This window comes from Pseudomonas sp. USHLN015 (assembly GCF_037153275.1).
Classification (GTDB): Bacteria; Pseudomonadota; Gammaproteobacteria; order Pseudomonadales; family Pseudomonadaceae; genus Metapseudomonas; species Metapseudomonas tohonis.
In genome coordinates, this window is record NZ_JBBCKP010000001.1 from 191,670 (window position 1) to 216,913 (window position 25,244).

The 25,244-nt window shown below is 67.7% G+C and carries 25 protein-coding genes; 14 read left to right on the forward strand and 11 right to left on the reverse strand.

The annotated features are described in order from the left end of the window. Positions 1-116: 116 nt before the first annotated feature. The 6 genes from WFQ67_RS00865 to WFQ67_RS00890 all read left to right on the forward strand — a co-directional run bounded on the left by WFQ67_RS00865 (position 117) and on the right by WFQ67_RS00890 (position 6,625). Positions 117-1,166 carry an ABC transporter ATP-binding protein gene (locus WFQ67_RS00865; RefSeq protein WP_337055967.1) on the forward strand — a complete coding sequence of 350 codons (1,050 nt, stop codon included), beginning with the start codon at positions 117-119 and terminating at the stop codon, positions 1,164-1,166. Beyond that, positions 1,163-2,077, forward strand: coding sequence for an ABC transporter permease (locus tag WFQ67_RS00870; protein WP_213627830.1), 915 nt, complete (start codon positions 1,163-1,165; stop codon positions 2,075-2,077). The genes WFQ67_RS00865 and WFQ67_RS00870 overlap by 4 nt, the downstream gene beginning before the upstream one ends. Beyond that, positions 2,074-2,862: an ABC transporter permease gene (locus tag WFQ67_RS00875; RefSeq protein WP_213627828.1), complete on the forward strand. Its 789-nt coding sequence runs from the start codon at positions 2,074-2,076 to the stop codon at positions 2,860-2,862. Before WFQ67_RS00870 ends, WFQ67_RS00875 begins: the two co-directional genes overlap by 4 nt. 17 nt (positions 2,863-2,879) lie before the next feature. Beyond that, positions 2,880-3,923, forward strand: coding sequence for an ABC transporter substrate-binding protein (locus tag WFQ67_RS00880; protein ID WP_337055968.1), 1,044 nt, complete (start codon positions 2,880-2,882; stop codon positions 3,921-3,923). A gap of 273 nt (positions 3,924-4,196) precedes the next feature. Next, complete coding sequence (locus WFQ67_RS00885; RefSeq protein ID WP_337055969.1) at positions 4,197-5,555, forward strand: APC family permease; 1,359 nt, start codon at positions 4,197-4,199, stop codon at positions 5,553-5,555. Positions 5,556-5,593: 38 nt separating this feature from the next. Next, entirely contained in the window at positions 5,594-6,625 is a 1,032-nt protein-coding gene (locus WFQ67_RS00890; protein ID WP_213627822.1) for a histone deacetylase family protein, read from the forward strand. A gap of 172 nt (positions 6,626-6,797) precedes the next feature. Here WFQ67_RS00890 and WFQ67_RS00895 read toward each other — a convergent pair whose 3' ends face one another. From WFQ67_RS00895 to WFQ67_RS00910, 4 genes are all read right to left on the reverse strand, one after another. Next, positions 6,798-7,145 (reverse strand): NirD/YgiW/YdeI family stress tolerance protein, encoded by a 348-nt coding sequence (locus tag WFQ67_RS00895; protein ID WP_213627820.1) that lies wholly within the window; start codon positions 7,143-7,145, stop codon positions 6,798-6,800. Between the two features lie 93 nt (positions 7,146-7,238). Further along, positions 7,239-8,162: an SdiA-regulated domain-containing protein gene (locus tag WFQ67_RS00900; RefSeq protein ID WP_373874687.1), complete on the reverse strand. Its 924-nt coding sequence runs from the start codon at positions 8,160-8,162 to the stop codon at positions 7,239-7,241. Between the two features lie 63 nt (positions 8,163-8,225). Then, the gene (locus tag WFQ67_RS00905) at positions 8,226-8,891 is read right to left on the reverse strand and encodes a fumarylacetoacetate hydrolase family protein (RefSeq protein WP_213627818.1); all 666 of its coding nucleotides are present in this window, start codon (positions 8,889-8,891) and stop codon (positions 8,226-8,228) included. Positions 8,892-9,037: 146 nt separating this feature from the next. Further along, complete coding sequence (locus tag WFQ67_RS00910; RefSeq protein WP_337055970.1) at positions 9,038-10,429, reverse strand: FAD-binding oxidoreductase; 1,392 nt, start codon at positions 10,427-10,429, stop codon at positions 9,038-9,040. Positions 10,430-10,606: 177 nt separating this feature from the next. On the opposite strand from WFQ67_RS00910, the gene serA reads away from it, so the two are divergent. Continuing rightward, positions 10,607-11,836 (forward strand): phosphoglycerate dehydrogenase, encoded by a 1,230-nt coding sequence (gene serA / locus WFQ67_RS00915; protein ID WP_111263505.1) that lies wholly within the window; start codon positions 10,607-10,609, stop codon positions 11,834-11,836. A gap of 301 nt (positions 11,837-12,137) precedes the next feature. On the opposite strand, the gene WFQ67_RS00920 is transcribed toward serA, so the two are convergent. After that, positions 12,138-12,572: a DUF4399 domain-containing protein gene (locus WFQ67_RS00920; RefSeq protein ID WP_173175223.1), complete on the reverse strand. Its 435-nt coding sequence runs from the start codon at positions 12,570-12,572 to the stop codon at positions 12,138-12,140. A gap of 137 nt (positions 12,573-12,709) precedes the next feature. Between WFQ67_RS00920 and WFQ67_RS00925 the strand changes: the two genes are divergently transcribed. Continuing rightward, positions 12,710-13,372 (forward strand): substrate-binding periplasmic protein, encoded by a 663-nt coding sequence (locus WFQ67_RS00925; protein ID WP_213627813.1) that lies wholly within the window; start codon positions 12,710-12,712, stop codon positions 13,370-13,372. Here the strand turns inward: WFQ67_RS00925 and WFQ67_RS00930 are convergent. Next, positions 13,369-13,866, reverse strand: a complete 498-nt coding sequence (locus WFQ67_RS00930) for a DUF523 domain-containing protein (protein ID WP_213627811.1) — start codon at positions 13,864-13,866, stop codon at positions 13,369-13,371. The genes WFQ67_RS00925 and WFQ67_RS00930 overlap by 4 nt on opposite strands. Before the next feature lie 192 nt (positions 13,867-14,058). On the opposite strand from WFQ67_RS00930, the gene WFQ67_RS00935 reads away from it, so the two are divergent. Further along, on the forward strand, positions 14,059-14,616 hold the full coding sequence (locus tag WFQ67_RS00935; RefSeq protein ID WP_213627809.1) for a DUF6160 family protein: 558 nt from the start codon (positions 14,059-14,061) through the stop codon (positions 14,614-14,616). 12 nt (positions 14,617-14,628) lie between these two features. Here the strand turns inward: WFQ67_RS00935 and WFQ67_RS00940 are convergent, their stop codons facing one another. Beyond that, positions 14,629-15,252 carry a 2OG-Fe(II) oxygenase gene (locus tag WFQ67_RS00940; protein ID WP_337055971.1) on the reverse strand — a complete coding sequence of 208 codons (624 nt, stop codon included), beginning with the start codon at positions 15,250-15,252 and terminating at the stop codon, positions 14,629-14,631. A 239-nt stretch (positions 15,253-15,491) separates the two neighbouring features. Here WFQ67_RS00940 and WFQ67_RS00945 point away from each other — a divergent pair, with 239 nt between their 5' ends. Further along, a complete protein-coding gene (locus WFQ67_RS00945) occupies positions 15,492-16,259 on the forward strand; it encodes a DUF2059 domain-containing protein (RefSeq protein WP_111264507.1) in 768 nt (255 codons plus the stop codon). A 63-nt stretch (positions 16,260-16,322) separates the two neighbouring features. Here the strand turns inward: WFQ67_RS00945 and WFQ67_RS00950 are convergent, their stop codons facing one another. After that, positions 16,323-17,267, reverse strand: coding sequence for an alpha/beta hydrolase (locus tag WFQ67_RS00950; protein WP_337055972.1), 945 nt, complete (start codon positions 17,265-17,267; stop codon positions 16,323-16,325). 134 nt (positions 17,268-17,401) lie between these two features. Here WFQ67_RS00950 and WFQ67_RS00955 point away from each other — a divergent pair, with 134 nt between their 5' ends. Beyond that, positions 17,402-17,983: a DUF6436 domain-containing protein gene (locus WFQ67_RS00955; RefSeq protein ID WP_213627804.1), complete on the forward strand. Its 582-nt coding sequence runs from the start codon at positions 17,402-17,404 to the stop codon at positions 17,981-17,983. A gap of 7 nt (positions 17,984-17,990) precedes the next feature. Here WFQ67_RS00955 and WFQ67_RS00960 read toward each other — a convergent pair whose 3' ends face one another. Then, complete coding sequence (locus WFQ67_RS00960; protein ID WP_213627802.1) at positions 17,991-18,782, reverse strand: substrate-binding periplasmic protein; 792 nt, start codon at positions 18,780-18,782, stop codon at positions 17,991-17,993. Between the two features lie 114 nt (positions 18,783-18,896). Next, positions 18,897-19,916: an AraC family transcriptional regulator gene (locus tag WFQ67_RS00965; RefSeq protein ID WP_337055973.1), complete on the reverse strand. Its 1,020-nt coding sequence runs from the start codon at positions 19,914-19,916 to the stop codon at positions 18,897-18,899. A 107-nt stretch (positions 19,917-20,023) separates the two neighbouring features. Between WFQ67_RS00965 and WFQ67_RS00970 the strand changes: the two genes are divergently transcribed. Together WFQ67_RS00970 and WFQ67_RS00975 are read left to right on the forward strand one after the other, a co-directional pair. Next, the gene (locus tag WFQ67_RS00970; protein ID WP_213627800.1) at positions 20,024-22,405 is read left to right on the forward strand and encodes a penicillin acylase family protein; all 2,382 of its coding nucleotides are present in this window, start codon (positions 20,024-20,026) and stop codon (positions 22,403-22,405) included. A 235-nt stretch (positions 22,406-22,640) separates the two neighbouring features. Next, a complete protein-coding gene (locus WFQ67_RS00975) occupies positions 22,641-22,946 on the forward strand; it encodes a GIY-YIG nuclease family protein (RefSeq protein ID WP_337055974.1) in 306 nt (101 codons plus the stop codon). 207 nt (positions 22,947-23,153) lie between these two features. Here WFQ67_RS00975 and WFQ67_RS00980 read toward each other — a convergent pair whose 3' ends face one another. Then, complete coding sequence (locus WFQ67_RS00980) at positions 23,154-23,987, reverse strand: MurR/RpiR family transcriptional regulator (protein WP_173175243.1); 834 nt, start codon at positions 23,985-23,987, stop codon at positions 23,154-23,156. 196 nt (positions 23,988-24,183) lie between these two features. On the opposite strand from WFQ67_RS00980, the gene WFQ67_RS00985 reads away from it, so the two are divergent. Continuing rightward, the gene (locus tag WFQ67_RS00985) at positions 24,184-25,242 is read left to right on the forward strand and encodes a polyamine ABC transporter substrate-binding protein (protein ID WP_213627798.1); all 1,059 of its coding nucleotides are present in this window, start codon (positions 24,184-24,186) and stop codon (positions 25,240-25,242) included. Positions 25,243-25,244 lie beyond the last annotated feature (2 nt).

Below are 25,244 nucleotides of genomic sequence, written 5' to 3' on the forward strand. Positions count from 1 at the left end.
TGACCGTTTCTATCGTTCTTCGCCCCGCACGCCGCTGACAGAATCAAAGGCGCCAGGGGCCTTTGCGTCATACGAAAAAGCCCAATAAGAACAATCCCTTAGAGCTTGCGATAAGCATGTCCAGTGCGATCAGCATCGACCGTGTCTGCATGGAGTTCGGCGATCCGGGGCAGGGCGTCCGCGCCCTGGACGAGGTTTCCCTGGAGATCCGCGCCAACGAGTTCTTCACCCTCCTCGGCCCTTCCGGCTGCGGCAAGACCACCCTCCTGCGCCTGATCGCCGGGTTCGAACAGCCCAGCGCCGGTGCCATCCGCCTCTACGGCGAGGAGATGCAGGGCCTGCCGCCCTTCCGCCGACCGGTCAACACCGTGTTCCAGAGCTACGCGCTGTTCCCGCACATGACGGTGGCGCAGAACATCGGCTTCGGCCTCGAGATGCAGGGCCGCCCCAAGGCCGAGATCGAGGCCACGGTGCAGCGCATGCTGGAGCTGGTGAAACTGCCGGACGTCGGCCGGCGCCGCGCCGACCAGCTCTCCGGCGGCCAGCAGCAGCGCATCGCCCTGGCCCGTGCCCTGGCCAGCCGGCCCAAGGTGCTGCTGCTGGACGAATCCCTCTCGGCGCTGGACCAGAAGCTGCGCAAGGACATGCAGATCGAGCTCAAGCGCCTGCAGCACGAGACCGGCATCACCTTCATCTTCGTCACCCACGACCAGGAAGAAGCCCTGACCATGTCCGACCGCATCGCGGTGATGCACAAGGGGCGCATCCTCCAGGTCGGCAGCCCGACCGAGATCTACGAAGCGCCGGTGGACCGCACCGTGGCCGACTTCATCGGCGAGACCAACTTCCTCGATGCCGAGGCGCTGGACGCCGGCGTGCGCCTGGCCGATGGCCAGATGCTCGATGCCCCCGGCGAACGCCGTGGCCCGGTGACCCTGGCCATCCGCCCGGAGCGCATCGCCATCGACCGGGACGGCAATCTCGAAGGCGAAGTGGAAACGGTGGTCTACGTCGGCACCGACACCCTCTACCTGCTGCGCGTGGCCGGGCAGAGCGGCTTCCGCGTACGCCGGCAGAACCGCGACGGCGCCGGTGGCTGCCTGGAGGCCGGCACCCACGTGCGCCTGCAGGTGCCCGCCAGCGCGGTACGGGTACTGCCGCGATGAGCAGCCTGCGCGCCCAGGCCGAGGCCCGCCAGCTGCGTCGGCGCCTGCTGCTGGCCGCGCCGGCCATGCTCACTCTCGGCCTGTTCCTGCTGCTGCCCCTGGGCATCATGCTGCTGGTGTCCTTGCTGCAACCGGGCGACTACGGCGGCGTGAAGTGGGGCGAGTACTCGCTGGAGGCCTACGTCAACTTCCTCTACGAGCGGGACCTGGACGACAGCCTGGTGTTCAACACCGACTACCTGCAGATCTTCCAGCGCTCGTTCTGGCTGTCGGTGATGACCACCGCCGGCTGCCTGCTGATCGGCTTCCCCACCGCGCTCTACCTGGCGCTGCAGAGCGAGCGCAAGCGCAACCTGCTGCTGTTCCTGGTCACGGTGCCCTTCTGGACCAACCTGCTGGTGCGGGTCTACGCGTGGATCCTGCTGCTGCGCAATGGCGGGCTGGTGGACAGCGGCCTGCACGGGCTGGGGCTCACCGACAAGGCGCTGGGCATCCTCTATACCGACGGCGCGGTGATCATCGGCCTGCTCTATACCTTCCTGCCGTTCATGGTGCTGCCCATCTACACCAGCCTGGAGAAACTCGACTGGCGCCTGGTGGAGGCGGCCTTCGACCTGGGCGCCAACCGCTTCCAGGCCCTGAAGCGGATCATCCTGCCGCTGGCGATGCCGGGCGTGATGGCCGGGGTGATCCTGGTGTTCATCCCCTCGCTCGGCAACTACATCATTCCCGAGCTGCTGGGGGGCGGTAAGTCGCTGATGATCGGCAACCTCATCCAGCTGCAGTTCGGCGCCTCGCACAACTGGCCGCTGGGCGCGGCGCTGTCCTTCGCCCTGCTCGGCTTCGTGCTGCTGGCGATGCTGCTCTACAGCCTGCGCTTCAAGCCGGGCACCGCCGGAGGCCACCCATGAACCTGCAAGGCCCGCTCTGGCGCTTCACCGGCGTGCGCCCCACCGCCTGGCTGTTCTTCGCCTTCCTCTACGTGCCGATCCTGGTGCTGGTGGCGCTGAGCTTCAACGGCGGCCAGTCGGCGACCATCTGGGAGAGCTTCAGCCTCAAGTGGTACGCGGTGGTCGCCAACGACCCGGAGATCGTCCGCGCGGCGAAGAACTCGCTGCTGGTGGCCACCTTCGCCACCCTGATCGCCACCGCCCTGGCCACCCTCGCGGCCTTGGGCATGCGCGGCCGCGCCTTCCGTGGGCAGACCGCCATGAGCGGCGTGCTCGGCCTGCCGCTGCTGGTGCCGGAGATCGTCACCGCGGTGGCGACGCTGATGTTCTTCGCCTTCGTCGGCCTGAAGCTGTCGCTGTTCACCATCCTCATCGCCCACGTGGTGTTCTGCATCCCCTTCGCCTACCTGCCGATCCGCGCACGGCTGGAGGGCATGGACCCGCGCCTGGCCGAGGCCGCCGCCGATCTCTACGCCTCGCCCTGGAAGGCCTTCTGGAAGATCACCTTCCCGCTGCTGACGCCCGGCATCCTTTCGGGGGCGATGCTCGCCTTCATCATTTCCATGGACGATTTCGTCATCACCTACTTCGTCGCCGGGGCCGGCGCGACCACCCTGCCGGTGTACATCTTCAGCTCCATCAGGATGGGAATATCGCCGAAGATCAACGCGATTTCCTCGATCATCCTGGTGATTTCCATAGCGTTTGTTGCGTTGTCCTACTACATCGGCCAGCGCAAGCGCTGAGCCCAAAGGAGCCCGTCATGACCCGCACCACACCGCTCGCGCTCTCCCTGCTGCTCGCCCTGGGCCTGTCCGGCACCGCCCAGGCGGCCGGCACCCTGCACCTGGCCAACTGGTCGGACTACTTCCCACCGGAGCTGCTGAAGAAGTTCGAGAAGGACACCGGCATCAAGGCCACCCTCGACGCCTACGACAGCAACGAGACGCTGCTGGCCAAGCTCAAGGCCGGTGGCGGCGCCTACGACGTGGTGGTGCCGTCGGACAGCTTCATCCAGATCATGGCCACCGACGGCCTGCTGCAGAAGTTCGACAAGGCCCAGCTGCCGAACCTGAAGAACCTCAAGGCCAACTTCCAGAGCCTCGACTTCGACCCCGGCCACGACTACAGCGTGCCCTACCTGTGGGGCACCACCGGCTACAGCTACGACAGCAAGCAGGTGCCAGGCGGCGCCCTGGAAGAAAGCTGGAAACCCTTCTTCGAGCCGCCGGCCGAACTCAAGGGCAAGGTGGTGGCGCTCAACTCCATCGAAGACCTGTACATCGCCGCGTCCCACTACCTGTCCATCGACCAGTGCACCGAGGACCCGAAGGACGCGAAGAAGATCCAGGACCTGCTGCTGGGCCAGAAGCCCCTGCTGGCCATGTACAACAGCGACGGCACCATCGAGCGCATGGCCGCGGGCGAAGTGGCCATGCACATGCAGTGGAACGGCGCCTACCACCGCGCCCACGCCCAGCGCGACAGCCTGGTGTACGTCTATCCGAAGGAAGGCATCCACCTGTTCATCGACAACTTCGTGATCCCCAAGGACGCGGCCAACGTCGCGGAGGCCCACGCCTTCATCAACTGGATGATGGCGCCGGAGAACATCGCCGCCGCCTCCAACTTCGCCAAGTACAACAACGCCGTCGCCGGCTCCGAGAAGTTCATGGAGAAAGAGCTGTTCGACGACCCGGCGATCAACACCCCGCCGGACAAGCTGGACCGCCTGAAGAGCTTCAAGCTCTGCTCGCCCAAGGCCCTGAACCTGCGCAGCAAGGTATGGACCAAGCTGAAGAAATGACCACCATCCGGCCCGTCGCCCGGCGGGCCGGACGACCCCGAGCCAGCAGGCGCGTCGATGGGAGCGATGCGCCGGCGACCCGCGCCCTGCCGCGCCCACCGACAAGAACAAGAGAGTGACCGCCATGCCCCGCATCACCCGCCACAGCGCCATCCCCCGCAGCGGCCGACCACCCGCCAGCTGACACCGGGCCACCCGGCCCGCCCATCGACGCACGACGCGCCCGACGATCCACCCCAGCGCCTGCCCGGCAGGTGCCAGCGAGGTATTCCCATGAGCAAAGCCTTCGACGACTTCACCCACAGCGCCCAGGGCACCCACCTGCGACGCATCCTCGGCCTGCCGGCGCTGGTGTTCTTCGGCCTGGTGTACATGGTGCCGCTGACGGTGTTCACCACCTACGGCGTGGTCACCGAGATGACCGGCGGGCGCACCGCGCTGGCGTATGTCGCCACCCTGGCGGCGATGCTCTTCACCGCCTTCTCCTACAGCTTCATGGTGCGCAAGTACCCGGTGGCCGGGTCCGCGTACTCCTACGCCAGCCTGAGCTTCGGCCCGGCGGTGGGCTTCCTCGCCGGCTGGTCGCTGCTGCTCGATTACCTGTTCCTGCCGATGATCAACTACCTGGTGATCGGCCTGTTCCTCAACATCGCCTTCCCCGCCGTGCCCGCCTGGGCCTTCGTGGTGGCGGCGGTGGCCCTGGTCACCCTGCTCAACCTGCGCGGCATCGGCTCGGTGTCGGGCATGAGCAACGCCATCGTCGGCGCGCAGCTGGTGTTCGTCGTGGTGTTCCTGGCGATGTCGGCGCGCACCCTGGCCGGCGGCGAAGTCGATCTCCTGGCCCCGCTGCTGGGCGACGGCACCCAGCCGGGCCTGGCGCCGCTGATGGCCGGCGCGGCGGTGCTGTGCCTGTCCTTCCTCGGCTTCGACGCGGTGTCCACCCTGGCCGAGGAGGCCCGCGACCCGCGCCGCGACATCCCCCGCGCCATCGTCATGACCACGGTCACCGCCGGCCTGCTGTTCATCCTCCTGGCCCTGGTGGCGCAACTGGTGTTCCCCGGCAGCGCCTTCAGGGACCCGGACGCCGCGGCCACCGAGGTGATGCTCAAGGCCGGCGGCGGCCTGCTGGAGGCCTTCTTCACCGCCGCCTACGTGGCCGGCGCCGCCGGGTCCGCCCTGGCGTCACAGGCCTCGGTGTCGCGCATCCTGTTCAGCATGGGCCGCGACGGCATTCTCCCGCGCCGCCTCTTCGGCCGCCTCTCGCCGCGCTACCGGACGCCGACCCTGTCGATCCTGCTGGTGTCCCTGGTCTCGCTGCTGGCCATCGTCATCGACCTCACCACCCTGGCCTCGATGATCAGCTTCGGCGCCCTGGTGGCCTTCTCCGTGGTCAACCTGGCGGTGATCCGCAGCCACCTGCTGGACGGCCAGCCCCACGGCCTCGGCGACACGCTGCGCTACGGCCTGCTGCCACTGATCGGCTTCGGCCTGATCGCCTGGCTGTGGACCAGCCTCTCGGCGCTGACCCTGGGCATTGGCCTGGCGTGGTTCGCCACGGGCTTGCTCTACCTGGCCTGGCACACCGGCGGCTTCAGGCGGCCGGCACCCCAGGTGCAGTTCTCCGAACACTGATCGAACCGACCCTCCACCCAGCCCGCAAGGAGCCGGACATGCTGACCATCTACAGCGACGACCACCACCTGCACCACGGCAAGCACGAACTCATCGGCGGCCAGTTCACCCCCTGCTTCGAGAAGCCCAGCCGCGCCGACATGGTGCTGGACCGCGCCAAGGCCGTTCAACTCGGCGCCATCCAGGCGCCACAGGACTTCGGCCTCGCGCCGATCCTGCGGGTGCACGGCGAAGGCTTCGTGCGCTTTCTGCAGAACGCCTGGGCCGACTGGCAGGCCAAGGGCCGCAGCCACGACATGCTGCCCATCGCCTGGCCGACCCGGCGCCTGCGCCAGGTGGAACCCACCGACATCGACGGCCGCCTGGGCTACTACTCCTTCGATGCCGGCGCGCCCATCACCGCCGGCACCTGGCAGGCCATCACCAGCTCGGCCAACGTCGCCCTCAGCGGCCAGGCCGAACTGGCCAGGGGCGCGCGCGGGGTGTTCTCCCTGTGCCGCCCCCCGGGCCACCACGCCGCCGCCGACTACATGGGCGGCTACTGCTACCTGAACAACGCCGCCATCGCCGTGCAGGCGCTGCTGGACAAGGGCGCCCGGCGCGTCGCGGTGCTCGACGTCGACTACCACCACGGCAACGGCACCCAGGACATCTTCTACGACCGCGCCGACGTGCTCTTCACCTCGATCCACGGTGACCCGCGCTTCGAGTACCCCTATTTCCTCGGTTTCGCCGACGAGAAGGGCGTGGGCGCAGGGGCCGGCTTCAACTTCAACTACCCGCTGGCCGAGGGCAGCGACTGGTCGGTGTGGAGCCAGGCCCTGGCCGACGCCTGCCGGCAGATAGCGGCCTTCGCGCCGGATGCGCTGGTGGTCTCGCTGGGTGTGGACACTTTCAAGGAGGACCCCATCTCGCAGTTCAAGCTCGACAGCCCGGACTACCTGCGCATGGGCGAGATCATCGGCCAGCTCGGCCTGCAGACCCTGTTCGTGATGGAGGGGGGTTACGCGGTGGAGGAGATCGGCATCAACGCGATCAACGTGCTGCAGGGGTTCGAGAGCGTGGCGTGAGGTCACCGCGGTTACGGCCCGGATGGCGGGTTTCGTAGGATGGCGTAGAGCGAAGCGAAACCCATCATGTACGGGCACGTCGGGTCGTACCCGGCATGCGCCATCCTCTCTTTCGGAACAGCAAATCCCCCCAACGAAAAACGGCCCCGAAAGGGGCCGTTTGGGGGTTGGATCAGTTGACCCGCTCGACGAACTCGACGTCGATCTCGCGGCCCATCAGGTCGCGGTCCACTTCACCGGTGAGCTTGACCTGGGCCTTGTCGTCGATGGCGTGGGGCGGCCAGTCCTCGTCGTCGATCTCGACCTTGATGGTGCCGGTGGCGTCCTTGAATTCGTAGATATCGCCCTTGATGCGCTTGACGATCTGGCCCTGCAGCACCACGGCGGCGTCGTCGGCGGCCTCCATGGCGGCGGCCACGGTGGTGACCTGGGGCGTGGAGCCGGGGCCGGTGTAGCTGGAGGCCAGGGCGGCGGTGGAGAACAGCGGGGCGAGGAGCAGGGCGAGGTACTTGGTGTTCATGGGCTTGATCCCGTTCGATGTGGTTGACGGGATCAGGCTAGGGCCGCGCGCTGAAGCGAGGCTTAAAAGCGCCTTAAGCGAAGCTGAATCGCGTCAGCCACGCTCGGGGCCATCGATGTCGTCGGACTTGCGGAATACATAGAAGAGGTTGGGCTCGCTGACCATGTAGATGTCGCCGCGCTCGTCCATGGCCACGCCTTCGGCACGGGGGATGCGCTTGGCCAGGCCATTGAGCCCGCCCAGCAGGCTGATGAAGCTCACCGGCTCGCCGGTCTCGTCCAGCTCCAGCAGCAGGTTCGATTGCGCGGAGAGCACCAGCAGGTGGCCGGTGCGCGGGTCGACGCTGAGGGCCGACAGGTTGCGCATGCCCAGTCCGTAGCCCGGCAGAGGGCGCAGGGCGCCTTCCAGGTGGCGGCTGCCGTCGCTGGCCAGGCTGAACATCTCCGGCGTGCGCTCCTTGCCCAGCAGCAGGCGGCCCTGGGCGGGGTCCCAGGCGATGCCCTCGAAGCCCTTGTTGCCGGAATCCGGGAAGCCCAGGTCGAACTCGTCGCCCTGGCTCACGTCCAGCTCGCGGGTCAGCGGGTCGAGGCGGAAGATCGACAGGCTGCGGCGGCGCTCGTCGGTGACCGCGACGTTGCCGTTTTCCAGCACCGCCACGCCCTCGGGGTTGGAGAAGCCCTTGAGCGGGATGCGTCGCAGCACGTCGCCGTCGCGGGTCAGCTCCACCAGTTGCGGCACCTTGCCGGTGACGGTGAACAGGGTGCCGGTGACCGGGTTGTAGGCGAGATCGGAGGTCTCGTCGTTCTCGAGGCCCGCCAGGGGCTTGCCCTGCAGCACCGCCTTGTAGCCCGGCAGCCAGATGCTGGCGGCACGCTCGCCCTTGCTCAGGTTGCGTTCGCTGAGCCAGAGGGAGGCGCGGTCATCGAGGTGCAGATAGCGGATGGAGGCGACGCAGGCCGCGAACAGCACCAGAAGGGTACAGGTGCGGAAATTGGGGCGGGGAAAGGACATGGCCATTGGCTACGGCTTCAGCTGGTGGCAGTCAGATCGCCTGCCACCGCCGAAGTTCCCTGGTGGCCCTCAGATGACGCCGCTGTCGAACGAGGAGTGGCCGACCAGTTCCAGGGTCAGGGCGTCGCCCTTGCTCAGCGGACCGACGCCGACAGGGGTGCCGGTCAGCACCACGTCGCCCGGCTGCAGGCTGAAGTGCTGGCTGATGGCCTGGAGCAGCGGCAGCACCGGGTTGAGCATGTCGCGGCTGTTGCCGTCCTGGCGCACGTCGCCGTTGATGGTCAGGCGGATGCCGATGTCGTCGAGCGCCTCGATGGCATCGCCCGGCACGAAGGGCGCCAGCACGCAGGCGCCGTCGAAGGCCTTGGCGACTTCCCAGGGCCAGCCCTTCTCTTTCAGCTTGGCCTGCACGTCGCGCAGGGTCAGGTCCAGGGCCGGGGCGAAACCGGAAATGGCATCGCGGGCCTCTTCCAGGCTGGGGTTGCGCGACAGCGGCTTGCCGATCAGCACGGCAATCTCCGCTTCGTAGTGCACCACGCCGCGGTCCTCGGGAATGGAGAAACCGCCCTCGATGGCCACCACACTGGACGCCGGCTTGATGAACAGCAGTGGCTCGGTGGGCACCGGGTTGTTCAGTTCCCTGGCGTGCTCGGCGTAGTTGCGTCCGATGCACACGACCTTGCCGAGGGGGAAGTGGATGCGGGTGCCGTCGACGTACTGGTGCTGATAGCTCATTTACCGACTCCTTGAAAAATTCGGGCTTGAGAGCGTCACGAGCGAAGGTCAGGCAAGGCGAAAACAGGTGAGGAAGCGGAGTTTACGAGCCGTAAATGAGCAGTCCGAACCTGTTTTCAACGCAGCATGGCCGAGCGCAGTAGCTCTCAGTTGAAGATTTTGCCGGGGTTCATGATCCCGTTGGGATCGAACACCGCCTTGATGGCCTTCATCACGGCGATCTCGGGCTCCGAGCGGCTGTAGGTGAGGTAGTCACGCTTGGTCATGCCCACGCCGTGTTCGGCGGAGATCGAGCCGTTGTACTTCTGCACGGTCTCGAACACCCACTTGTTGACGGTCGCGCACTTGGCGAAGAACTCGTCCTTGGACAGGGCGTCCGGCTTGAGGATGTTCAGGTGCAGGTTGCCGTCGCCGATATGGCCGAACCAGACCACTTCGAAGTCCGGGTAGTTGGCTTCGACGATGGTGTCGATGTCCTTGAGGAAGGCCGGCACCTTGGAAACGGTCACCGAGATGTCGTTCTTGTAGGGCGTCCAGTGGGAGATGGTCTCGGAGATGTACTCGCGCAGCTTCCACAGGTTCTGCAGCTGTTGCTCGCTCTGGCTCATCACGCCGTCCAGCACCCAGCCCTGCTCGACGCAATGCTCGAAGGTGGCCAGGGCGTCGTTGGCCACCTCCTCGGTGGTGGCCTCGAACTCCAGCAGCGCATAGAAGGGGCATTCGGTCTCGAAGGCCGCCGGCACGTCGCCACGGGCCATGATCTTGGCCAGGGCCTTGTCGGAGAAGAATTCGAAGGCGGTGAGGTCGAGCTTGCTCTGGAACGCGTGCAGCACCGGCATGATCGAGTCGAAGTCCGGAGTACCGAGGACCATCGCGGTGAGGTTCTTCGGCGCACGATCCAGGCGCATGGTGGCCTCGACCACGAAGCCCAGGGTGCCTTCGGCGCCGATGAACAGCTGGCGCAGGTCATAGCCGGTGGCGTTCTTGATCAGGTCCTTGTTCAGCTCCAGCAGCTCGCCGGTGCCGGTGACGACCTTGAGGCCGGCGACCCAGTTACGGGTCATGCCGTAGCGAATGACCTTGATACCGCCGGCATTGGTGCCGATGTTGCCGCCAATCTGGCTGGAACCGGCAGACGCGAAGTCCACCGGGTAGTACAGGCCCTTGTCCTCGGCGAAGTTCTGCAGCTGCTCGGTGACGACACCCGGCTGGCACACGGCGGTGCGGTCGAATTCGTTGAATTCGAGGATCTGGTTCATGTAGTCGAACGCCACGACCACCTCGCCATCGGCGGCGACGGCGGCGGCGGAAAGGCCGGTGCGGCCGCCCGACGGCACCAGGGCGACCTTGTGCTGGTTGGCCCAGCGGACGATGGCCTGCACCTGCTCGATGGTCTTGGGGAAGACGATGGCGGTGGGCGCCGGGGCGAAATGCTTGGTCCAGTCCTTGCCATAGGTGTTCAGGGAATCGGCGTCGGTCAGCACCTTGCCAGGCTCAACCAGGGTCTTCAGCTCTTCGATCAGGGCAACGTTGGTCATCAAGGGAACTCTCGAATCATTCATGGTCGCCCTGAGAACGTTTCAGGTCGCAACCGAGCAAGGAAAAAGGAGAACATGCTAGCATACGCACCCCGTGAATCATGCCTCACAGGCCTTTTCCGGGGTAGCTGCCGCACAGCCTTCTGAACTTTTCTACCGGGACAAATAGGTACGCAGATGAGCAAGACCTCCCTCGACAAGAGCAAGATCAAGTTCCTTCTCCTCGAAGGCGTCCACCAGAACGCCGTGGACACCCTGAAGGCCGCCGGCTACAGCAACATCGAGTACCTCAAGGGCGCGCTCTCCGATGACGAGCTGAAGGAAAAGATCGCCGATGCCCACTTCATCGGCATCCGCTCCCGCACCCAGCTGACCGAGGAAGTGTTCGACTGCGCCAAGAAGCTGATCGCCGTGGGCTGCTTCTGCATCGGTACCAACCAGGTCGACCTGAACGCCGCCCGCGAACGCGGCATCGCCGTGTTCAACGCCCCCTATTCCAACACCCGCTCGGTCGCCGAGCTGGTCCTGGCCGAAGCCATCCTGCTGCTGCGCGGCATCCCGGAGAAGAACGCCTCCTGCCACCGTGGCGGCTGGATCAAGTCGGCGGCCAACTCCTTCGAAATCCGCGGCAAGAAGCTCGGCATCGTCGGCTACGGCTCCATCGGCACCCAGCTCTCGGTACTGGCCGAGGCCCTGGGCATGCAGGTGTTCTTCTACGACACCCTGACCAAGCTGCCGCTGGGCAACGCCACGCAGATCGGCGACCTGCACGAGCTGCTGGGCATGAGCGACATCGTCTCCCTACACGTTCCCGAGCTGCCCTCCACCCAGTGGATGATCGGCGAGAAGGAAATCCGCGCCATCAAGAAGGGCGGCATCCTGATCAACGCCGCGCGCGGCACCGTGGTCGAGCTGGACCACCTGGCCGCCGCCATCAAGGACGAGCACCTGATCGGCGCCGCCATCGACGTGTTCCCGGTCGAGCCCAAGTCCAACGACGAGGAGTTCGAAAGCCCGCTGCGTGGCCTGGATCGCGTGATCCTCACCCCGCACATCGGCGGCTCCACCGCCGAGGCCCAGGCCAACATCGGCCTGGAAGTGGCCGAGAAGCTGGTCAAGTACAGCGACAACGGCACCTCCGTGTCCTCGGTCAACTTCCCCGAAGTGGCCCTGCCGTCGCACCCCGGCAAGCACCGCCTGCTGCACATCCACGCCAACGTTCCCGGCGTGATGAGCGAGATCAACAAGGTGTTCGCCGACAATGGCATCAACATCTCCGGCCAGTACCTGCAGACCAACGCCAAGGTCGGCTACGTGGTGATCGACGTCGACGCCGAGTACTCGGACCTGGCGCTGGAGAAGCTGCAGCACGTCAACGGCACCATTCGCAGCCGCGTCCTGTTCTGACCCTCAGGGCTGCTGCGCGTCGGCGATACGGCGTTGGGAACGGCCTCGAAGTGCTCATTCACAGAGGTGAACTCCGCGCTTCTCGGCCATTCCCGCCTTGTCTCGCTCTAGCTCGCGAGCCCTGACGAGCGCGCTGGGTAAATAAAAAGGGGAGACCTCGGTCTCCCCTTTTTCATACCTGCGATTGGCGCTGCGTCTCGTGTCGCAGGGTGTGCCGCGCGCACCGCCGCACGGTGCTCGACAGAGCTGGACAATGAAAAGGGAGGCCTCGGCCTCCCTTTTCATGCCCGCGATTTCACGTTCATTTCACGGTGACGGTGATCTTCTCGGAGATGACCGGCGGGTCCAGCGGTACGTGGTTCTTGTCACCCACCAGCAGCTGCAGGGTGTGCTTGCCCGGCGGCAGGGTGATCTGGGTTTCGGTCTGGCCCTTGCCGAAGTGTTTCAGGTTGTCGGTCATCGGCAGCGGCATGTTCATCGCCGGTTCCTTGTCGACATCGATCAGCAGGTGGTGGTGGCCCGTGGCGGGCGAATCGACCCCGGCCGGGGCGACGCCCATGCCCTGCAAACCGAACTTGACGCTGAACGTCTTGTCCACAGTGGCGCCGTCGGCGGGCTCGATGAAATAGACCTTCGCGCCTTCGGGCGCCGGTGTGCGCGGCATCTCGGCGAACGTCGCGGTGGAAACCACCGCCAGCAGGGCCGCAAGGCCCAGGGGAGCGAACGCAAGCTTCATGACTGACTCCTTGTTGGTAAGCAACACACTGACCCTTCGCGGCGGCGGAGGTTCACCTGCAGCCTAGCCGGCAATGGCTACGCTGAAACTGACCAGCCCGGGTCACCCATCGAGAAGAACCAGAGGTTTACCTGAAAATGCGCCTGTTGCACTGCCTGCTCGCCCTGCTCCCCCTGGTCGTCGCGCCCCTGGCCCGCGCCGACCTGATCGACGACGTCTGGGAGCGCGGCAGCCTGCGAATCGCCCTGGTGGAGGACGCGCCGCCCTACAGCTTCCGCCAGGAAGACAAGCTGACCGGCTACGAGGTCGAACTGGGCCACGCCCTGGCCGACGAACTCAACGTCAAGGCGGACTTCATCCCCGTGCCCCGGGACAAGCTGCTCGATGGCCTGCGCAGCGGCAACGTCGACATCGTGCTGAGCCGCGAGGCCCAGGCCGCACGCGAGGACCAGCAACTGGACTTCAGCGAACCCTATGGCAAGGGCGGCGGCCGGCAGCTCGCCGGCGGCGCCGATGCAGGCGGCCTGACCCAGTCCCTGGCGCCGGGCAAGCCCACCGCGCAGCCAGCCGAAAAGAGCGAAGAGGAACAGGCGATCCCCTTCCGCAAGGACAACCCGGCCTTCCGCAGCGCCCTGAACAACGCCCTGAGCAAGCTCAAGAGCAGCGGCCGTCTCGACGAACTCTCGCGCAAATGGCTGGAAGGCCAGGCGCCCACGACCGAAGCAGGCGCCCCGACGGAGCAGCCGGCACCACCGCCGGCGTCGCAACCCCAGCCGCCAGGGGATTCCGAGCAGTACTAGCCCGGCGCGCCCTCCAGCGTGGCCAGGTAGCGGGCGGCGGCGTCCAGCTGCGTCTCGTTGAACACCCGCACGCCCTCGGCACGCAGCAGCGCGGCCGTCACCCCCTCTCCCGGCACGCGGGTGCCGCTGAAGGTGCCGTCATAGGCCTCCTCGTTGCCGCAGGAAGGGCTGCGCGCCTTGAGCACCGCGACGCCGATGCCGTGGCGGCGCACCAGCTCCAGGGCGATGCGCGCCCCGGCGACGAACTCGGCGGTGACGTCCTCGCCGCCATCGGTCAGCACCGGCACCCGCCCCTCCAGCACCTGCGCCCCCTGCCCGCCGGGCACCTCGGCCGGCGCGCGGGGCGTCGGCAGGCCGCCGGCGACTTCCGGGCACACCGGCACGATGCGCCCCTCGTCCTGCCAGCGCTGCAGCAAATCGAAGGGCCCGTGGGCGCCGCCGTCATATCGCACCCGCTGCCCCAGCAGGCAGCGGCTGACCAGAATCTTCTGCATGAAATCACTCCTCGAAGGGCGCCAGCCTAGCGCGCCACGCCGCGACGGTCACCGCACGTAACACCCACCGGCTGCGCGGGCCGGCGCCAGCCTTTGGCTGGCCCATCCTTAGGCGGGAAGCGCCAGCGGGCACTGGCGCAGCGGCGGGGGCCTCACCAGACTGCGCCGGCCAACCCGCGAAGGACAGCCGTCATGCCCATAACAAGAACGATCCTGCACCCGCTCCTCGCCTGCTCCGCCCTGCTGTTCTGCACCACCGGCCAGGCCGCCATGGAATCCCTCGACAACCAGCAGATGGCCGACGTCACCGGCCAGGCCGGGATCAGCATCCGCCTGGACGTGATGGCACGCATCGACAAGCTGAGCTGGACGGACAGCGGCAACAGCGCCTCGCTGCGCAACATCCGCATCGACAACGGCTGCGACAGCCCCAGCGCCTGCCCCAATGGCGCCGGCGGCAGCTTCGCCCTGGGGCCGGCGCAGCTCGGCCTGACCCTGCCGATCTTCGGCGTCAACCAGCCGACCCTGATGATCGACGTGGTCAAGAACGCCAGCGGCAAGGACCAACTGGTGCTCACCCTGCCGGACCTGACCACCATCAACGACCAGCTGCTCCAGTCGGGCCTGCCCGCCCAGCGCATCCGCATGCGGGTCGGCGCCGACATGTACGTGGGCGACAGCAGCCTGGGCAATATCGAGATCCGCGACATCGTCGACCTGCGCGGCACCATCAAGGTCTGGGGCCACTGAGCCCCGTGCGCTTCAGAGCGGACCGTCACCACGGCGGCGGAACCAGCCGGTGAGCGAGAGGCGCTCGCGGCTGGCCGGCAGCACCTCGTGGGGCAGCTCGCCAGAGAGGAACACCACCAGGGTGCCGGCCTCGGGCAGCACGTCGCGCGTCGAGCCGTCGTCCAGGTACAGGCGCAGCTCGCCGCCCTCGCCGGGCAACCACTCGGGATTGAGGTAGAGCACCGCCGAAACCGCGCGGCGATCATCGTCGCGGAAGCGATCCAGGTGCTTCTGGTAGAAGGCGCCCGGCGGATAGAGGGCGAAGTGCGCCTCGAAGTCCTCCAGCCCCAGGTACAGTTCGCGGTTCAGGCGCAGCCGCAGCTCGTCCATCAGCGCCAGGTAGCGATCACAGGGCTCGGCCTGGCCGGGCTCCAGCCAGTCGATGCGGTCGCCACGGATGCCTTCGCGCACCTGCTGGCCATCGCCACGGCCGATCCCCGCCGGGCTCAGCTCGCCCGCCGCCGCCCTGGCACGGCATTCACGGGCCAGGGCGGCGACCAGATCGGCGTCGACGGCGCCCCGCTGCAACGACCAGCCTCGCTGGGCGATGTCGTCACTGGTGGGCTCGAAGGGGATGAAAGCGTGGGGATTCGGCATGGTCGGCGCATTCTAATCAGGCCGCAGAATGCCGCCTACAGCGTTCTGATAAATTTCTGACTCCACCCCCTGCGCGCCTCGACAAGCCCCGGCAGCAGCACGGAGAATAGCCCCCGCGCCATCATGGCCGGAGCCCCGGCAGCCGCCCCCTCCCGTCATGCAGCCCATCCCCCCGGCCGAACCGAACCCGCAGCCCCGGGGTCCTAGAACAACACCGGATAGCGCCTCCAGGAGTCACCATGCGCCTGCTTCTTGCCGTCACCTTCCTGCTCATCGGTCTGCCGGCGCTGGCCGACGACCACGCCAGCCTGTACCAGGCGGCGGGCTGGCCGGAACAGCGGGCGCACTTCAACGACGCCCTGGCGGCCGCCCAGCAGCGCTACCAGAAGACCCTGCCGCCAGCCGTCTACCAGGCGCTGGTGGAGAACAGCAACCAGCGCTTCCAGGCCCAGGCCATCGACCAGCGCGCCCAGGCCGCCCTGCGCAGCCAGCTGCAGGACCCACGCCCCGCGCTGGCCTTCTTCCAGTCCGAACTGGGCCGCAAGATCACCGCCGCCGAAGTGCTCGCCACCCGCCGCGACCAGTTGGCCAAGAACGCCAACGGCCTGCCGCGCATCGACGCCAGCGCCACCCGCCGCCTGCAGGTGCGCCATCTGGCCCAGGCGCTGCCGGCCAAGGAAGCCGGTGCCGAAGTCAGCCTGGCCCTGGCCGGGGTCGCCGCCGACAGCCTGAGCCAGATGCTGCCCGGCCTGCTCGGCGGCGGCCAGGCCCAGGGCCTGCTGGAAAGCCAGCGCCAGCGGGTGATGCAGCAGATCAGCAACGACCTCGACAACACCCTGCTCTATGTCTATCGCGACCTGTCCGATCCGGAGCTGGAGGAGTTCGTCACCTTCGCCGAGTCCGCACAGGGCAAGGCCTACTACCAGGCCGCCCTGGCCGCCGTGCGTGCCGGGCTCGCCGTGGGCCAGGACGCCGCCAGCCTGGCGCCGGCGCAGCAGGGTTACTGAGCCCGTCCTCTCCTCGAGCTGCCGCGGTGCGCATGCCGCACCTCGCGGCGGCTCGACGCCGACCTAGAGCCCCAGGCGCTCGCGCAGGAAGGCGAAATAGCGCTCCCGGTAATGCGCCGCCTCGTTCACCAGGTGGTGCCCCGCCCCCTCCAGCATCAGTACCTCGGGGCTGGCGAACTTTGCATCCAGCACCCTGAGGTTGTGCCGCCAGTCCACCGTCATGTCGGCGTCGCCCTGGATCACCAGCGGGCTGTGCCCACAGGGCGCCGACGCCTCGATGCGCGGCACCCAGCGCGCCAGTGCGCCGACCCAGGCGGTGGGCAGGTTGCGCGGCTGCAGCGGGTCGCGGTTGTGGAGGAAGTCGATGAACTCGGCGTCGCTGGAGTTGACGCTGAAACGCCGCGGGATGGACTCCACGAAGGGCCGCAGCATGCGGTAGCTGAATTTCGACCAGCCCCAGGCGCGGGGGCGCACCAGGGGCGCGAACAGCAGGCTGCGGCCGAGCCCGTCGGGCACCGCGCCGTTGAGCAGGAAGTCGAGGACGATCGCCCCGCCGGTGCTCTGCCCGGCCAGGTGCCAGGGCGCGGGCAGCTGCAGGCGCCCGGCCTCGCCCAGCAGCGCCATGAGAGTGGCCTGGTACTCGGCGAAGTCGCCGATGCTCGCCGGCGCGCCGCTGGACAGGCCATGGCCCGGCAGGTCGCAGGCGATCACCGCGAAGCCCAGCCCCAGCGCCCAGTCGATCAGGTGGCGGTAAAGCCCCATGTGGTCGTAGTAGCCATGCAGCAACACCAGCGTGCCGCGCGGCTCCCGTGGCCACCAGGCCTGGGTGGCCACGCAATAGCCGGCGACCTGCACGCAGCCCAGGCGGCTGCGCACGCTGTCCCCACGCGCCGGGAAGTCCAGCCCGTAGTAGGCACGGTAGGCCCTGAACATTTCCGGCTCGTCCCCCTCTGCGGCCAAGGGTCGCAGGAGCGCGCGCAGCTGATCGGGGTTCGGGGCGTCTGGCATCGGTACTTCCAAGGGGCTGTGCAGGGGCGCGGCCGGACCGGGCGGTCACGGCAGCACGGGCGGCGAAGGCTGCCGATATTCAGCTGAGCGGCCGCTCATGGCAAGCTATCGGCCCCCACCTGACCGGTTCCCCCATGCGCCGCCCCACCCGCAAGACCCTGCTCGGCCTGATCCTCGTCGCCCTCTGGCTGGTGGCCATGGCCGTCGCCTTCTGGTGGTTCGAAGGCCGCTACCTGCGCCCCTTCGACCAGCGAGCGGCGGTGTTCTCCGGCGCCAACCTGCAGCTGCCGGCGGCGCTGGCCGGCGAGGGCCACATCCGCCTGGTGCACTTCTGGGACCCGGCCTGCCCCTGCAACGTCGGCAACCAGCAGCACCTGGCGGAACTGCTGGAACGCTATGGGCCACGTGGCGTCGACTTCTACCGGGTGCGCAAGCCCGGCAGCGAGGGGAACCTGCCGGCCAACCTCCAGGCCCTGCGCGAGATCGAGGCACTGCCGGGCAGCGAGCAGCTGCCGGCCAGCCCTGCGGTGGCGATCTGGGACCGCCAGGGCCACCTCGCCTACTTCGGCCCCTACAGCGAGGGGCTGACCTGCAATTCCGCCAACAGCTTCATCGAGCCGGTGCTCGAAGCGCTGATGGCCGATCGCCCGGTGGAAGCCAGCAATACCCTGGCGGTCGGCTGCTTCTGCGCCTGGGCCGACGAAACAGCGCACTGACCTGCACTCAGCGCTCCTTCAACTGCACCGGCTGGAAGCGCTGGAAGATGGCCTCGGCCTCGCCGCTCTCGCGCAACACCTGCAATTCCCGGTTCAGTGCCTGCAGCAGCTGCTCGCCGCGGGGCGAGCCCTTGCTCAGCAGCAGGTAGAAGGCCTTGCTGGCCGGCAGCTCGACGAAGCCGAGGTCGGTGTGCCCCTGGTACGCGCCCAAGGCGATGCCGCCGTAGAGGGGTTCGATCTCGCTGGGGAAGAAGTCGCAGCGCAGGTGCTGCAGCAGGTCGAGGTTCTGCTGCACGCTGGCGTAGCGCGTGGGCTCGCGCACCAGGCCGTAGGGCTCGTAGTTGTAGCCGATGACCCCGCACAGGCGGAAGTTGCTCAGGGCAGCGGCGCCATTGATGCCGGGGGAGCGGGGGAAGCGCTGCTTCGAATAGAACAGCCCCAGGCGGGTGCGGTAGAGCGGCTCGCTGTAGTGGGCGAAGGCGGCGCGCTCGCGGGTGTAGCTGGCGTCCCAGGTCATCTCGCAACGGCCGCGCTCGGCGAAGCCGGCCAGCTCCTGCTGCACCCGCGCCCAGGGCCAGTAGGTCACCTGGTAAGCCAGCCCGAGTCGGTCCAGGGCAGTGAGCACCAGGGTCGTCGCCGAGCCGCTGAGGCGCTCGCGGTCCGCCTGGCCATCCCGGCGCTCCCAGAAGGTGTAGGGCGGCCATTCGTTGCTGTCGCCCAGGCAGATCTTCACCGGCTCGGAAGCTTCGAGACCGAGACTGGCCGCCAGCAGGCAACCTGCGATGAGTCGGTAGGACATCCCGACAACCCTCGTACGGGTGGCATCGACCGCCTCCCTGCCCATGCGGCGTCCCTCCCTGAGACGCCGGGTCACCGCGCGAGCGGTCGACCGAGCATAGTCCAGCGCAGGCGCTCAGGCGTCGCGACCCAGGCCGCGCGGAGTGACCCCTTCCCAACGACGGAAGGCGCGGTAGAAGGGCGACAGCTCGGCGAAGCCGCAGGCCCGCGCCACCTCGCGAATGCCCTGCCCCTCGGCCAGCAGCTCCCGCGCGCGCATGCGCCGTGCCTCGTCGTGCAGCGCCCGGAAACTGCTGCCCTGCTCCGCCAGGCTGCGCTGCAGGGCGCTGCGGCCGAGCCCCAGCGCGGCGGCGCAGGCGGCCAGGGTGCATTCGCCACGCTCCATGTGCAGCGCCAGCCAATAGCGCACCCGCTCCAGCAACTGGTTCTCCACCAGTTGCTCCAGCTGCAGCGCGGCCTCCTGCAGCAGCACCTCGAACACCCGCGGGCTGGCGCTGCCCAGGGGCCGGCCAAGCAGCTCGCGGGGCAGCACCAGGGCGTCGTGGGGCTGGCCGAACGAGGGCTCCATGGCGAACAGCCGCCGGTGCTCCCCCAGGCGTCGCGGGCGCGGGTGGCGGAAGGTCACGCCGAGCACCGGCAACGGGCCGCCGATGATGCTGGCGAGGGTCCGTTGCATCAGCAGCGCCACGCACTCGACCTGCTGGCGCAGGTGGCCGATGCCCCGGTAGTGCAGGTCGATCACCAGGCGCGCCTGCTCGCCGTCCTCCTCCAGGCGCGCGGCGAAGCCCCCGGAAACCACGTGCTGGTAGCGCACGAAGGCGTCGAGGCCCTGGCGCAGGTCACGCGCCGACTGCAGCAGGTAGCCCATCACGTCCATGGGGCGCGGGCGCATCACCTCGGCCAGGTGCAGGCCGATGTCCTCGTCGCCGGTGATGGCCGCCAGCGCCTGCCAGAAACGCGGCGCGCTGTCGTGGTCCTCGCGGCCGTCCAGCCAGGGCACCGACGGCGGCTGGCCGTAGACCCGGCGGTAGGTATCGGTCGGGTCCAGGCCGAGTTCGGCCAGCGCCTCGTAGAGCAGGCGGCGCAGGGTCGAGGAATGGGTGAGCGCGGTGCGTGGCAGCAGGGGCGGGATCATGGGGGCCTCCGGTTTTGACCCTATGCTTCGCGCTTCGCTGCATTTGGTCAATGCGAGGGTGCTCCCGGCTGCGCAGAATGCGCCCACTACAACAAGGAGAACCCTCCATGAAACGCACCCTCACAGCCCTCGCCGTGATCGTGGCCGCAGTGGCCGCCGGTGGCGCCTGGTACGCCCAGGGCAAGAAGCCACTGCGCGACGGCGAGCTGGCCCTGGAACACCTGCAGGCCCCGGTCAGCGTCCGCTACGACGAACGCGGCGTGCCCCATATCCAGGCCGCCAACGAGGCCGACATGTACCGCGCCCTGGGCTTCGTCCATGCCCAGGACCGCCTGTTCCAGATGGAGATGCTGCGCCGCCTCGCCCGTGGCGAACTGGCCGAGGTGCTGGGTGCTCGCCTGGTCGATACCGACCGCATGTTCCGCACCCTGGAGCTGCGCCAGCACGCCGCCGTCTACGCGAAGAAGATGGACATGGACAGCCCCGCCGCCAAGGCGCTGACCGCCTACCTCGACGGCATCAACCAGTACCAGGCCAGCCGCCCGGCACCCGTGGAATTCGACCTGCTGGGCATCCCCAAGCGCCCCTTCACGGTGGAAGACACCCTCTCCGTCGCCGGCTACATGGCCTACAGCTTCGCCGCCGCCTTCCGCACCGAGCCGGTGCTGACCTACGTGCGTGACGAACTGGGCGCCGACTACCTCAAGGCCTTCGACCTCGACTGGCACCCCGAGGGCGTGGTCGGGCAGAAGCTCGCCGCCAGCGACTGGCAGGCCCTCAACGGCCTCGCCCGCCTCAGCCACCAGGCCTTGGTCGAAGCCGGACTGCCGCAGTTCGAGGGCAGCAACGCCTGGGCCGTCTCCGGCAGCCGCACCGCCAGCGGCAAGCCCTTGCTGGCCGGTGACCCGCACATCCGCTTCGCCGTCCCGGCGGTGTGGTACGAAGCCCAGGCCTCCTACCCCGGCTTCGAGCTCTACGGCCACTACCAGGCGCTCAACCCCACCGCGTCGCTGGGGCACAACGGGCAGTTCGCCTGGAGCCTGACCATGTTCCAGAACGACGACCTCGACCTGATCGCCGAAAAGGTCAACCCGGACAACCCCGGCCAGGTCTGGTACCAGGGCCAGTGGGTGGACCTCCAGAGCCGCGAGGAGACCATCCAGGTCAAGGACGCCGAGCCGGTGAAGCTGACCCTGCGCCGCTCGCCCCACGGCCCCATCGTCAACGACGCCCTCGGAGCGCCCCCCGGCAAGACCCCGATCGCCATGTGGTGGGCCTTCCTAGAAACCGAGAACCCCATCCTCGACGCCTTCTACCAGCTCAATCGCGCCGACACCCTGGACAAGGCCCGCAGCGCCGCCGAGAAGATCCACGCCCCCGGCCTCAACGTCGTCTGGGCCAACGCCGCCGGCGACATCGGCTGGTGGGCTTCGGCCAAGCTGCCGCAGCGCCCGGACGGGGTGAACCCCTATTTCATCCTCGACGGTGCCAGCGGCGAGGCGGACAAGCCCGGCTACCTGCCCTTCAGCGCCAACCCCCATGAGGAGAACCCCGAGCGCGGCTACATCGTCTCGGCCAACTACCAGCCGCAGTCGCCCACCGGAGTCGCCATCCCCGGCTACTACAACCTGCCGGACCGCGGCCAGCGCCTGGACCAGCTGCTCGCGCAGAAGGACGTGAAGTGGGACCAGGACAACAGCCGCGCCCTGCAGCTGGAGACCGCCACCGGCTACGGCCCGCGCCTGCTCGCCCCGCTGCTGGGCGACCTGCGCGCCGCCGCGGCCGACGACGCCGAGCGCGCCCTGGTCGAGCAACTGGCCGCCTGGCAGGGCGACCACCCGCTGGACTCCACCGCCGCGACGGTCTTCGAACAACTGGTCTACGAGCTGGCCCGTGGCGCCTTCCACGACGAGCTGGGCGACGCCTTCTTCGACAACCTGCTGTCCACCCGCGTGCTCGACGTGGGCCTGCCGCGCCTGGCCGCCGACGCCGACTCGCCCTGGTGGGACGTGCGCAGCACCGACGCCCGCGAGACCCGCGCCGATACGGTGAAGGCCGCCTGGCAGGCCAGCCTCGCCCACCTGGAGCAGACCCTCGGCGCGGACAGCTCGAAATGGGCCTGGGGCCGCGCCCACACCCTCACCCACGGCCACCCGCTGGGCATGCAGAAGCCGCTGGACAAGCTGTTCAACGTCGGCCCCTTCGCCGCCCCCGGCGGCCACGAGGTGCCCAACAACCTGTCCAACCGCGTCGGCCCGGCACCCTGGGAAGTGGTCTACGGCCCCTCCACCCGCCGCCTGGTCGACATGGCCGACCCGGCCCACGCCATCGGCATCAACCCGGTGGGCCAGAGCGGCGTGGTCTTCGACCGCCACTACGACGACCAGGCCGAGCGCTACGTCAAGGGCGAGTACGTGCCGATGCACATGAGCGAAGAGGACGTGAAGGCCAATACCCAGGGAACGCTGAAGCTGGTGCCTGCCAGGTAGGTCGCAACCAGGCATGACGGGGCCCTGCGGATGCGGGGCCCCGTTCCTTGGGCCTTTGGGTGCCCCCGCATTCACGGGGGTGACGCAGTGGCGCGAAGTTCCGCATACCTCGTCATCCTTTCGAATGCGGGGATCCACTGAACCCGCCACGCCAGAAATCCCCTACCCGATGTTCGGAAACCTCTCAGAACGACTGATAGCACCATGATCCGCTCCCATCCCGAGGAGCAATTCCATGGCCACCCGCCAGCCCGCCGTCTACATCCTGGCCAGCCGCTTCAACGGCAGCCTCTACATCGGCGTCACCTCCGACCTGGTGAAGCGCATCTGGATGCATCGCAACAGCTATGTGGACGGCTTCACCCAAGGTCATGGCATCAAACGCCTGGTCCACTTCGAAATGCACGGGTCGATGCTGGAGGCCATCCAGCGCGAGAAGCGCCTGAAGAAATGGCGCAGGGAGTGGAAGGTGGAGCTGATCGAGTCGACGAACCCTCAGTGGCTAGACCTGTGGGATGAACTGGTCAGCCAGGGCTTTTAGTGGATCCCCGCGTTCGCGGGGGTGACGGAGTGAAGCGGAACGTCCCCACACCACCGTCAACCCCGTGCACGCGGGGGCCCACTGAACAGCGCCTCTACAAGATCCCCGCATTCGCGAGCATGACGGAGTGAGGCGAAGCGCCCCCCCAACCACCGTCACCCCCGCGCACGCGGGGGCCCACTAAGACCTATCCAGCGGACAAGGCCCTCAACTCCGATACAGCTTCAGGCTCTCGACCCGCGCCCGGTAGGCGGCGAGGCGGTCCTTGAGTTCGCCCTTGCGCCTGGAGGCGACGCAGTGCAGCAGCACGTTGAGGGCGCTGGTGAGGCCGCCGGTGGATTCGAGGATGAGCCCGGTCTTGGTCTTCATGGTGACGATCCAGGGCGTGGAGATGTGCCGGGCGATGCCGTATTCGTCGGTGAACACCACGAGGTCCGTGTCCTCCTTGAGGGTGTTGGCGAAGGCGATGCCGACATCGGCGTAGGGGGCGATGTCGATCAGCACCACGCAGCAGCGCTCGTCGCGGCTGTCCACCCACTGGCCGAGCACGCCCCGGTAGAGGTCGAGGAACTCCACCCCCGAGCGCACCAGCGACAGGCGGCTGGCGAAGTCCTCGGCCAGGCCGCGGATGGTCTGGAAGCCGCAGACGAACACACGCTCGGCCTCGGCGACGCGCGTGACGATGTCCTGCCAGTGCTGGCTGTTGAGCTGGTTGCCGAAGCTGACGAGGGCGTCGATCTCTTCGTTGAGGTGGTCCAGCAGGTCATCCGGCTGCTTCTCCACCCGCTCGATCAGGGTGGTATTGAGCAGCGACTGCACGCGGATGTCGTCGCGCAGCTCCTCCTTCAGGCTCTTCAGCCCCTTGTAGCCGAGGCGCCGCAGGAAGCGGCTGACGGTGTTGGGGCTGACCCCGCTCTTCTCCGCCAGGCTGGCGCCGTTCTCGAAGGCGATGGTCTCCAGGTTGGCCTGGATATAGGCCCACAGGGTGCGTTCGTTCGGCGTGAGCTTGCCTTCGATCTGCTCCACTTTGCTGTCCAGCATGCCTCGGTTCCCGCCCAATATTGGAAGATTAATGTCACTGTATTGAATATTGGAAGAAAGATACTTTATGCTCCACGGCGAGGCAAAAAATAAAAACACCGTTTCTTCCGCTATCCCTTCGGCCCATCGGCCATGCAAGAGCTGCCCCAGCCAGGCCCGCGCCAGCCGCGCCGGGCCCAGAACGGAGAACAGGAACATGCCCGCTCACCCCCTGCTGCATCCTTTGCGCCGCCTCGCCGCGCCGCTGCTCGCCACCACCCTGGCCTTCACCCTCGGCGCCGCACAGGCCGCCGAGGAGCTGCACCTGTACAACTGGGGCGACTACATCAACCCCGAGGTGCTCAAGCGCTTCACCGACGAGACCGGCATCAAGGTGTCACTGGACACCTACGGCAGCAACGAGGAAATGCTCGCCAAGCTCCAGGCCGGTGCCACCGGCTACGACATCGTGTTCCCCTCCGTGCACATGCACGACACCCTGTCCGCCCTGGGCCTGCTGGAGAAGACCGACATCGGCGCCAGCCCGGCCTTCGCCAACATCGACCCGGCCTTCCTCCGCGCCAAGTCCGACCCCAGGGGCGAGCAGTGCCTGCCCTACGCCTGGGGCACCGTCGGCATCTTCTACAACAAGACCAAGGTGGACCGCCCCATCGAATCCTGGGCGGATTTCTTCGCCCTGGCCGAATCCGGCAAGAAGGTCATCCTGCTCGACGACATGCGCGAGACCCTGGGCGTCGGCCTGATCGTCAACGGCAAGTCGGTCAACACCACCGATGCCGCCGACCTCAAGGTCTCCGAGCAGTGGCTGCTGGAGCGCAAGCCGCTGGTCTCGGCCTTCACCTACGACAGCGTGCCCATGGTGCAGTCGGGCGACGTGGCCGCCGCACACTACTTCGTCGGCGCCATGATGTACGTGAAGCAGGACCCGCAGAACCTCGCCTACGTCATCCCCAGGGAAGGCGCGACGATGTACCAGGAAGACATGTGCGTGCTCAGGAGCGCGCCGAACAAGGCCAACGCCAAGCGCTTCATGGAGTTCTTCCTCACCCCCGAGATCGCCGCCCTCAACACCCGGCAGCAGATGAACGGCACGCCCAACCGCGAGGCGCTCAAGCTGCTGCCCGCCGAGCTGCGCGACAACCCGCAGGTCAACCCGCCGGCCGATGTCATGGCCAAGCTGCAGATCTTCAACGACCTGGGCAAGGACCTGAAGAAGTACGACCGCGCCTGGACCCGCGTGCGCACCGCCAACTGAGC